Source organism: Reyranella sp. (assembly GCF_050185545.1).
GTDB lineage: Bacteria > Pseudomonadota > Alphaproteobacteria > Reyranellales > Reyranellaceae > Reyranella.
The window spans coordinates 1-8,678 of sequence record NZ_JBFWZI010000252.1 but is presented as its reverse complement, the minus strand read 5'-3'; the positions used below and the strand labels follow the sequence as shown (position 1 = coordinate 8,678).

Genomic DNA, 8,678 nt, shown 5'->3' with positions numbered 1-8,678 from the left:
AACACGCCCAGGCTCTGGCCGGTCGGTCCCCTCGTGGGTAAGACCACCAACCGGAGAGCCGGATGCGGGAGACCCGCACGTCCGGTTCGGAGGGAGGGGGAGGCGCCGCCTCTCCCTACCCCTATCCGGCTCATGACCCCTCCGTCGCCGTATGACGGCGACACCTCCCCAGCGAAGCTGGGGAGGAGAGTAATCCTCAGCCGTACCTTTGGCGCAGCAGTCGCGCCGCCTCGGCTTCGGCCTTGAGCTTGAGGTAGACCTCGTCGATGTCGACCCGGGCGGCGGAGCCGGGGGCGAAGCCGCAGTCGGGGTTGAGGGTAATGCGCCGCTTGTCGATGCGCTCGAGCGCGCGCTCGGCGCGCGCGGCGATCGCGGGCGCCGCTTCGGGCGCGCCCGGCGTCACGTCGACGACGCCGAGGCCCACCTCGAGATCCTCCCTGAGGCGGCCGAGGCTCTCGAGATCGTCGGCGCCGGCGGCGGTGAATTCCATCGTCAGATGCTGCACTTTCAAGCGGTTGAGCTGGCGCAGGATCGGGCCGTAGGTGCCGGCATGGTGCTTCTCGCCGCGAACGCGCGCGCCTGCCCGGCGGCAGAGATGCACGGCGAACTTCACGCCGGCAAAGCCCTCGACCGTGGCGTTGATCATGTCGACGGCGAAATCGGCCGCGCGGTCGGGGGCGTCGTAGCGCGCGCGCACGGCGGGATCGACGAACAGGCAGAGATGGGGATCGTCGATCTGGACGATCTCCACGCCGATTTCCCGCAGCATCGCGATCTCGGCCCTGAGCGGCGCCACGCAGGCGCGCACGAAATCCTCGCGGTCGGGGTAGGCCCTGCGGGAGCGCTCGGCGTCCCACAGGCGCTCGCCGAGCAGGGCGGGGGCGGGCAACGTGATCTTGGTGGCGACGGTGGCGATGCCCTTCACGAAGGCTGCCTCGCGGGCGATGAAGCCGGCCGGCTTGGGCGCCAGCCTCCCGGTCACCACCGTCCAAGGCCGGCCGTCGGCCGGGTTCGTCTCCAGCGTGAAGCCGTGCGCCAGCTCGGCGATGACCCCGATGTAGGAGCGGCGCCGCCATTCGCCGTCGTTCACGACGTCGAGGCCGGCGCGTTCCTGCATCGCCACGACGAAGCGGATGGCGGCGTCCATGGCGGCGCCGTCGGCGGCATCCCAGTGCGGCTTCTCGATCAGCTCGCGGACGACCAGGGGACGGGGAATGGAGCCGACGATCGACGCCGGGAAGAGCGGCAGGGAACGGCCAATCGGCGCATCAGAGGGCATGTCAGGGCCGCCACAGCGTCTGCGCGAGTTCCATGTCCTCCTGGGTGTCGATCTCGCGGTACCTGCCCGGCGTATCGGCGTGACCGAAGGCGATGCCGTGCTCGATCATGTCCTGGAAGAGGTGGATCAGGTACGCCTTCTGGAACAGCGGCGCCTCGCGGTACGGCCGGCCCCAGAACTCCGCCATGCGCCGGTGATAGAACTCGCGCAGGCAGCGCGCGCCATCGCTGCCGAACCTGGCGACGCCGATGAACTCGCCGGTCGCTTCCTCGTAGGCAATGCCGCGATGGACGCGCTCCACCCGGCCGCCGCTCGTGATGACCTTCTCGGCATCGTGCGGCGGGTGCTTTGTGCGCAGCCTGTAGTGCTCGCGCCAGTCGGTGTCGACGCCGAGCGCGATCTCGTCCTTCGCGCGCGCCAGGTCGGCCACCACCTGGGGGGTGAACAGGATATCGGAGTAGGTCGCGACGAAGGGCCGATCCATCAGATCCTCGGCGCACATCAGGGAGACCAGGATGTTGTTGTTCTGCCAGTCGGGGTTGGCGCGAAAGCGCAACTGGGGATAGTCGTGGCGCACGGCCTCCATGCGATAGCCGCCGACGAAGCAGATCTCGGTGCAGCCGCCGCCCTGCAGCGCCTCGATCGTCCAGTCGAGAATGCGCTTGCCCTGGATCTCGGCGAAGCACTTGGGGGCGTTCTCGGTCGTCGGCATCAGCCGGCTGCCGCGGCCGGCGCCTATGATGATGGCACGCATCAGAAGCGCTTGCCGGCGATGATGCGCGCGCTGAGCTCGAGCTTGGCGACCGAGCGCCCGGCGTCGGCGAGCGCGCAGCAGGACACCAGAGTGTCGATGAGCGCGAGCTGGGCGACGCGGCTGCTCATCGCCTCCGGCCGGTAGCGCGTTTCGTTGGCGATGGTGTGCAGGACGATGTCGCAGTAGCGCGCCAGCGGCGACTTGCCCATGCGGGTGATGCCGATGGTGCGCGCGCCGGCGTCACGGGCAAGCCGCGTCGCCAGCACGGTCTCGGTCGTGCTGCCGGAATGGGAGATGGTGATGACGGCGGTGCTGGAATCGGTCATCGCGGCGCTCACCGCCTGGATGTGCGAATCGCTCACCACCTTGGCGTCGCGGCCGAGCTGCAGCAGACGGTAGGCGAGATCCTGGGCGATCGGCCCGGAGCTGCCGATGCCGTAGACCTCGAGGCGCCGCGCGCTGCGGATGATCTCGACCGCCTTGGTGAGCGCCGGCATCGCCAGCAGCTGCCTCGTCTGCTGCAGGGAGGCGATGTGGGCGGCGAAGACGTGCTCGGCGACATCCGCCACCGAATCGGTCTCGCGCAAATCCTCCTGGATCAGGCGCACCGGATCGACCAGGTCGCGCGACAGCAGGATCTTCAGCTCCTGGAAGCCGTCAATGCCCAGCCGCCGGCACAGGCCGACGATGCTGCCCTCGCTCGCCTCGGCCTGCTCGGCGAGCTCGGTGATCGACATGCGAATCACGTCGTTGGCGTGCTTGTCGATGTAGTCGGCGATGCGCCTGGCCGTCGGCGGCAGCGTGCGCATCGACTGGCGGATCAGCGTCAGGATCGACGCCTTGTCTTCCGCCTCCGCCGTCCGGCTGCTCGCCAGCCGCTGCTTCCCCGACATTCCGACCCCTCAGTCCTGTCGTGACATCTGTTTGAAATAAACTCAGTGTCTAAATGATCCAATAATGAGTTCTTTTCAACCCGTCGCGCGCGCGTTATCGTCTGCCCCATCGGATCGCGATTGGCCGATCGTGAGCGGGGGAGGACGTGCGGTTGACAGCCTGCGGCATCCGGTGCCGGCCCGGTCGCGGCGGTTCGCGCTGCGCGCGATGGCGCTGCATGCCATATTCGGGCGCGCCACGTCTGCGCGCGCGATCCCCATGCATGTAAGCCCGATCATGGCAGGTACGGAACGGCCCGCACGCCGCGGCGCGATCGCGCTCGCGCGGATCGCCAAGAAGTTCGGCGAGGTTTCGGTGCTCCGCGACATCGATCTCGACGTGCGCGCCGGCGAGTTCATCACCGTCCTCGGGCCGTCGGGCTGCGGAAAGTCGACCTTGCTGCGCATCATCGCCGGGCTGGAACCGCAAAGCGAGGGCACAGTCGCCATCGACGGCGTGTCGATGGACGGGCTGGCGCCCGACAAACGCGACATCGCCATGGTGTTCCAGTCCTACGCCCTCTACCCGCATCTGACGGTGGCCGAGAATATCGCGGTGCCGCTGCGCATGCGCCGGCTGACGCGGCTGCAGCGCCTGCCCGGCGCCCGCCTGCTGCCCGGCGTGCGCAGCATCGGCGGCTCGATCGCCGAGGCGGTGCGCGGCGTGGCCGCGACCCTGCGGCTGGAAAGCCTGCTCGATCGCAAGCCTTCGCAGCTCTCCGGCGGCCAGAAGCAGCGCGTGGCGCTCGCCCGTGCCATGGTGCGCCAGCCGCGGGCGTTCCTGATGGACGAGCCGCTCAGCAACCTCGATGCCGAGCTGCGCGTGCACATGCGCGCCGAGCTCGCCCAGCTCCATCGCGAGCTCGGTGCCACGTTCGTCTACGTGACGCACGACCAGGCCGAGGCGATGACCATGTCCGATCGCGTTGCCGTGATTCTCGACGGCCAGTTGCGCCAGATCGCCTCGCCGGCCACTCTGTATCAGGATCCCGACGATTTGCCGGTGGCACAGTTCGTCGGCATGCCGCGCATAAACGTCTTTCCAGCCGTGGCGACACCCGTCGGAATCGGCGTGCTCGGGATGCCGGTCACCCGCGATAGCGGGCTCCCCGTCGGGACCAGGCTGCAGGCCGCCATCCGGCCGGAACGGCTGGCCGTGACGATGGGTGCGGGTATTCCCGGGCGAATCGTATTTCGCGAGAATCTCGGCTCCGACCTGTTCCTGCACATCGCGCTGCACGGCCTGCCGAGCCCCGCCATCATCCGCTGCGATCCATCGGCCGTCGAATCGACCGAGATCGGCGCGACCGTGCAGATCCGCTTCCCGGCCGAGCATCTGCTGCTGTTCGACAGCGACGGCCGGAGGATCGCCCGCAATGGCTGAGGCATCGCCGCGCCGGGCCAGGCGGCTCAACGTCCTGCTGCTCACCCTGCCGGCGGTGCTGCTGATGCTGGTGTTCCTGATCGGGCCGCTCGTCTGCCTGATCGTGCTTTCTTTCACCGACTACCAGCTCGGCGCGCCATCCCTCTCGATCATCGGCCTGGCCAACTACGAGGAGATGAACGAGGACGCCACGGTGCGCATCTCGGTCGTCAACACGCTGATCTACGTTGCCATCGTCGTGCCCGCGTCGGTGGCACTGGGGCTCGGCGCGGCGTTGCTGATCGAGGCCGACCGCGGGCTGCGCGGCTTCTATCGCTCGGCCTATTTCCTGCCGGTGATGGCGACCCTGATCGCGATGGCGATCGTTTGGGGATTCATGCTCGATCCGCGCATCGGGGCGGTGAACTTCGCCCTGAAATGGCTGGGCCTGCGGCCGCTCGATTTTCTGCACGACCGCAACCTCGTGCTGTTCACGCTGTGCGGCATCGGTATCTGGCAGAGCGTCGGCTTCAACATGGTGCTGTTCATGGCGGGGCTGACCGCCGTTCCGTCGGAGCTCTACGAGGCCGCCGCCGTGGACGGTGCCCGCCATGGCCCGTCGCGCTTCGCCCTCGTCACCTGGCCGATGCTGGCACCGGTCACGCTGTTCGCCGTGGTGATCACCGCCATCCGCGCCTTCCAGGTGTTCGACACCGTGCAGGTGCTGACCGGCGGCGGGCCGAACAAGGCCTCGGAGGTGCTGCTGCACACGATCTATGCCGAGGCCTTCGGCTTCTTCCGGGTCGGCTACGCGGCGGCGCTGGTCGTGGTCTTCCTGGTGTTCATCCTGGCGCTGTCGGTGATCCGCGTCTTCATTCTCGAGGCACGGAGGCCTGTGCAATGAGGAAATTGGCACCATGACGGGTCATCGCCTGTCGCGGCCGCTGCGCGGCGTACGCCATCTCGTGCTCGGGCTCGGCACCGTGGTGATGCTGGCGCCGTTCGTCGTCATGGTGGCGACGTCGCTGAAGCCCAAGGAGGAAATCTACTCGCCCGAGTTCCAGCTGCTGCCCCACCGCCTGGGCGCGGCCGAGAACTACCACGAGGCGCTGACCCAGGTGCCACTGCTGCACTTCCTGCTGAACGGCATCATCGTGACGGCGGCGATCTTCGCCCTGCAGGTGCTGGTCAACGTGCCGGCAGCCTATGCGTTGGCCAAGCTGCGCTTTCGCGGCCGCACGACCCTGTTCGCCGCGGTGCTGGTCTGCCTGCTGATCCCCTACCAGGCGACGGCGCTGCCGATCTACATCCTGTTCTACTGGCTCGGGCTCCTGAACAGCTACGCCGCCCTTGTGCTTCCCTTTACCATCTCCGTCTTCGGCATCTTCCTGATGCGCCAGTTCTTTCTCGGCGTGCCGGACGACCTGGTCGACGCCGCCCGCATCGACGGCATGAGCGAGTACAGCATCGTCTGGTCGGTGATGGCGCCGGCGGCGATCCCGGCGCTGGTGGCGTTCGGGATCTTCTCCGTGGTCGCCCACTGGAACGACTATTTCTGGCCGTTGATCGCGGTCGGCGAGCAGGGTCTCTACACGCCGCCGCTCGGCATCGCCCATCTCAAGCTGAACGGCGAAGGCACCGCATTCGGGCCGCTGATGGCGGCGGCCACCATCGTCATCGCGCCGCTGGTCATCGCCTTTCTGGTCGCGCAGCGTTGCTTCGTCGAGGGCGTGGTCTTCACCGGAATGAAAGGCTGAACAGGAGAGGGAGATCGTCATGAGACGACAGTTCATCAAGGGAAGCGCCGCCGTCCTGGCGACGGCCCTGGTCGGCGGCGGGCCGGCCCTGGCGCAGACCAGGACCACGATCAACGTGCAGTATCCGCTGGGCTTCATCTTCGACAAGGTCTTCGCCACCTTGAAGACGGAATTCGAGAAGGCCAACCCCGACCTCGCGGTCAACTACCTGCCGGCCTACAAGGAATACGAGGACGCCGCGCAAACGGCGCTGCGCCAGGCGATCACCAAGCAGCTTCCCGACGTGGCGCTGCAGGCGATCAACCTCCAGCGCCTGTTCGTCGATCGCAAGATCGCCGTCGATCTCACGCCCTTCATCGCGAAGGAGAAGGACTGGCAGGGCCAGGGCTTTTCGCCGTCGATGATGGCGCTCGGCACCTATGGCGGGAAGCCCTACGGGCTCGCCTTCGCGGTGTCGACACCGATCGTCTACATGAACGAGGATCTGGTGAAGAAGGCGGGCGGCGATCCGGCCAACTTCCCGACCACCTGGGACGGCATCTTCAGTCTCGCCAACAAGATCAACGCGCTCGGCAACGACAATGTCGGTCTGTTTTATTCCTGGGCGATCACCGGGAACTGGATGTGGCAGGCGCTGGTATTCTCGCACGGCGGCCGGATGATGAGCGAGGACGAGAAGACGATCGCCTTCGACAAAGAGCCGGGCAAGAAATCGATCGAGCTGCTGGGCCGCATGGTGCGCGACGTCGGCATGCCCAACCTGTCGCCCGATTCGAGCCGCGCCGCCTTCTTCGGCGGCAAGCTCGGCATCTGGACCGAATCGACGTCGCTCCTGCGCGTCGCCGACGAGGGCGTGGCCGGCAAGTTCAAGTGGCGCACGGCGCGCTTCCCGGTGCCCGGTCCCAACGCGAAGCTGCCGACCGGCGGCGCGTCGGCCCTGATGTTCGCGACGGAGCCCGCCAAGCAGGCGGCGGCGTGGCGCTTCATGAAGTTCATCACCGGGCCGGAGGGCGCCACCATCATGGTCAAGGGCACCGGCTACATGCCGCCCAACTCCGTGCCGGCGACCAATCCGGCGATGCTGAAGGACTTCTATGCCGAGAAGCCGAACCACCTGACGTCGCTCAGCCAGCAGCCGCTGATGACGGCATGGTACGCCTTCCCCGGGGACAACAACCTCAAGATCATCCAGGCGATCAAGGACCGCCTGCAGACGGTGGTCGACAAGTCGGCGGCGCCCGATGCGGCGCTCGCGGCGATGGCAGCGGACGTCGGCAAGCTCCTGCCCAAGTAACGTATCTCCTCCCTTTCGCTGGGGAGACCCCCCGCCGGCGTGCACCACGATGCTGAGAAGATCGGGGCGGTACACGCCCCGATCTTCATTGGAGGAGGAACGGAAGTCGGCGTCCATGAGTGGCGCGGCCCCGGCGCATGAGCCCGCGCATGGCGGAAAAAAGTGGCTGTCCCGGACAGGGGGAGAGAAAAATCCAGCGGTCTCGTTCGTCTTTTATCTAAGGGCTGGCATCGGCCGCCCTGGAAGCGGCGGACGAGGTGAAGAGCATTCTTCACAGGCACGGCTTTCTGGTGACGGTCCGCGTGGCGACCGGCATCGGCGGCGGCCTCCCGGCCTGACCGGAGGCGGAGCAGGGCCGGGCGCCGCTGCTGGCCGGCAGCCTGCGGGTGTCCGGGGTTACTTGGTCAGGATGAGCTTGTCCGACATCGTCACGCGCAGGCGATAAGTGCTCTGGCCGTGGCGGATCAGCAGCTCACGACCGCCGCGCATCAGCTCGGCGCTCTCGATCGTGGGAAGGGTGGCGGATTCGTCGGCCGGCAGGCGGGAAGGGGGTGCCGGATGATGGGAGGGCGCGCGGTTGGAGGTCCATGAGGGCTGCTATTGTTTGCAAGTAATTCGCAGTTGCATATAAGGCGCCACCCTGTCAAAGCCTTTGATCGCGGCGGCGCAGGTTCTTCGTCGTACTGGACCACTTCGATTGTCTGGTTGCTGCCCGGCGCCTCGCTGCCAGCCCGTTCGGACGTACTGGCCTTGCTTTGCGTCGATCGGCTCCGGCCGGCCGGCGTCAGACGTCCGCGGCCACCAGGGAATGCGCCTGCGCCATGCCGACGAGAACCGTCTGCGGAACGTCGGTCACCGCACTGAGCAGCGCCGTGGCTTCCGCGCCGTCGTCCTGCGACGTCCAGGTCGTGCCCAGCCGCTTCTGCTCCGCGACATACTCGAGGTTCACCGCCACCTTGCCCATCAAGGTGGTGATGTCCTGGCCGGCCGCCGAGTTTTGTGCTCCGCTCATGATGTTGACCAGCACCGAGCCGACGAACTGGCCGGCCTGCAGCGTCGCCTTGATCTGCCCCGTCCAGTAGGCGAGGCCGGCCGCGTCGGACGATCGGTTGAACATGTTGTCGTAGACCGAATCGAGAAAGCTGCTGATCTCGGCGTCGCTGGCGGCGAAGGGGTCTTCGAGGAAAGGATAGAGCGCCTTTGCTTCTGCGCTGATCCCGAAGGAGCTGGCGATGTTGGCGAACAGCGCGGCGGGTCCCTGGCTCGGCAGGTTCGCCTCGAACTGGCCGACCCAGAAGC

9 protein-coding genes are annotated in these 8,678 nt (G+C 67.3%); 4 read left to right on the top strand and 5 right to left on the bottom strand.

The features are described from left to right. Nucleotides 1–196 precede the first annotated feature (196 nt). Genes AB7O82_RS34960 through AB7O82_RS34950 form a run of 3 tightly spaced genes read right to left on the bottom strand, consistent with a single transcriptional unit; the run spans nt 197 to nt 2,926 of the window. Nucleotides 197–1,279 carry a hypothetical protein gene (locus tag AB7O82_RS34960; protein ID WP_428621529.1) on the bottom strand — a complete coding sequence of 361 codons (1,083 nt, stop codon included), beginning with the start codon at nt 1,277–1,279 and terminating at the stop codon, nt 197–199. Between the two features lies 1 nt (nt 1,280). Continuing rightward, nucleotides 1,281–2,033, bottom strand: a complete 753-nt coding sequence (locus AB7O82_RS34955) for an NTP transferase domain-containing protein (protein ID WP_428542239.1) — start codon at nt 2,031–2,033, stop codon at nt 1,281–1,283. After that, nucleotides 2,033–2,926 carry a MurR/RpiR family transcriptional regulator gene (locus AB7O82_RS34950; RefSeq protein WP_428542242.1) on the bottom strand — a complete coding sequence of 298 codons (894 nt, stop codon included), beginning with the start codon at nt 2,924–2,926 and terminating at the stop codon, nt 2,033–2,035. The genes AB7O82_RS34955 and AB7O82_RS34950 overlap by 1 nt, the downstream gene beginning before the upstream one ends. A gap of 277 nt (nt 2,927–3,203) precedes the next feature. On the opposite strand from AB7O82_RS34950, the gene AB7O82_RS34945 reads away from it, so the two are divergent. The 4 genes from AB7O82_RS34945 to AB7O82_RS34930 are packed head-to-tail and all read left to right on the top strand — an operon-like array spanning nt 3,204 to nt 7,379. Beyond that, nucleotides 3,204–4,349 carry an ABC transporter ATP-binding protein gene (locus AB7O82_RS34945; RefSeq protein ID WP_428542245.1) on the top strand — a complete coding sequence of 382 codons (1,146 nt, stop codon included), beginning with the start codon at nt 3,204–3,206 and terminating at the stop codon, nt 4,347–4,349. Beyond that, nucleotides 4,342–5,232 (top strand): carbohydrate ABC transporter permease, encoded by an 891-nt coding sequence (locus AB7O82_RS34940; protein ID WP_428542248.1) that lies wholly within the window; start codon nt 4,342–4,344, stop codon nt 5,230–5,232. Before AB7O82_RS34945 ends, AB7O82_RS34940 begins: the two co-directional genes overlap by 8 nt. Nucleotides 5,233–5,245: 13 nt before the next feature. Then, on the top strand, nt 5,246–6,085 hold the full coding sequence (locus tag AB7O82_RS34935; RefSeq protein ID WP_428542251.1) for a carbohydrate ABC transporter permease: 840 nt from the start codon (nt 5,246–5,248) through the stop codon (nt 6,083–6,085). Nucleotides 6,086–6,104: 19 nt separating this feature from the next. Continuing rightward, a complete protein-coding gene (locus tag AB7O82_RS34930) occupies nt 6,105–7,379 on the top strand; it encodes an ABC transporter substrate-binding protein (RefSeq protein WP_428542254.1) in 1,275 nt (424 codons plus the stop codon). Between the two features lie 396 nt (nt 7,380–7,775). Here the strand turns inward: AB7O82_RS34930 and hemP are convergent, their stop codons facing one another. Beyond that, nucleotides 7,776–7,886: a hemin uptake protein HemP gene (gene hemP, locus AB7O82_RS34925; protein ID WP_428621531.1), complete on the bottom strand. Its 111-nt coding sequence runs from the start codon at nt 7,884–7,886 to the stop codon at nt 7,776–7,778. A gap of 277 nt (nt 7,887–8,163) precedes the next feature. Further along, nucleotides 8,164–8,678 (bottom strand): DUF4214 domain-containing protein (locus AB7O82_RS34920; protein ID WP_428621527.1); only part of this gene is annotated, 515 nt, incomplete at its 5' end.

Excerpts from the sequence above, each read along its gene's own strand:
- AB7O82_RS34945 (WP_428542245.1), top strand. The coding sequence starts at position 3,204 with ATGGCAGGTACGGAACGGCCCGCACGCCGCGGCGCGATCGCGCTCGCG.
- AB7O82_RS34960 (WP_428621529.1), bottom strand. The coding sequence starts at position 1,279 with ATGCCCTCTGATGCGCCGATTGGCCGTTCCCTGCCGCTCTTCCCGGCG.
- AB7O82_RS34935 (WP_428542251.1), top strand. The coding sequence starts at position 5,246 with ATGACGGGTCATCGCCTGTCGCGGCCGCTGCGCGGCGTACGCCATCTC.
- AB7O82_RS34950 (WP_428542242.1), bottom strand. The coding sequence starts at position 2,926 with ATGTCGGGGAAGCAGCGGCTGGCGAGCAGCCGGACGGCGGAGGCGGAA.
- AB7O82_RS34940 (WP_428542248.1), top strand. The coding sequence starts at position 4,342 with ATGGCTGAGGCATCGCCGCGCCGGGCCAGGCGGCTCAACGTCCTGCTG.
- AB7O82_RS34955 (WP_428542239.1), bottom strand. The coding sequence starts at position 2,033 with ATGCGTGCCATCATCATAGGCGCCGGCCGCGGCAGCCGGCTGATGCCG.
- AB7O82_RS34930 (WP_428542254.1), top strand. The coding sequence starts at position 6,105 with ATGAGACGACAGTTCATCAAGGGAAGCGCCGCCGTCCTGGCGACGGCC.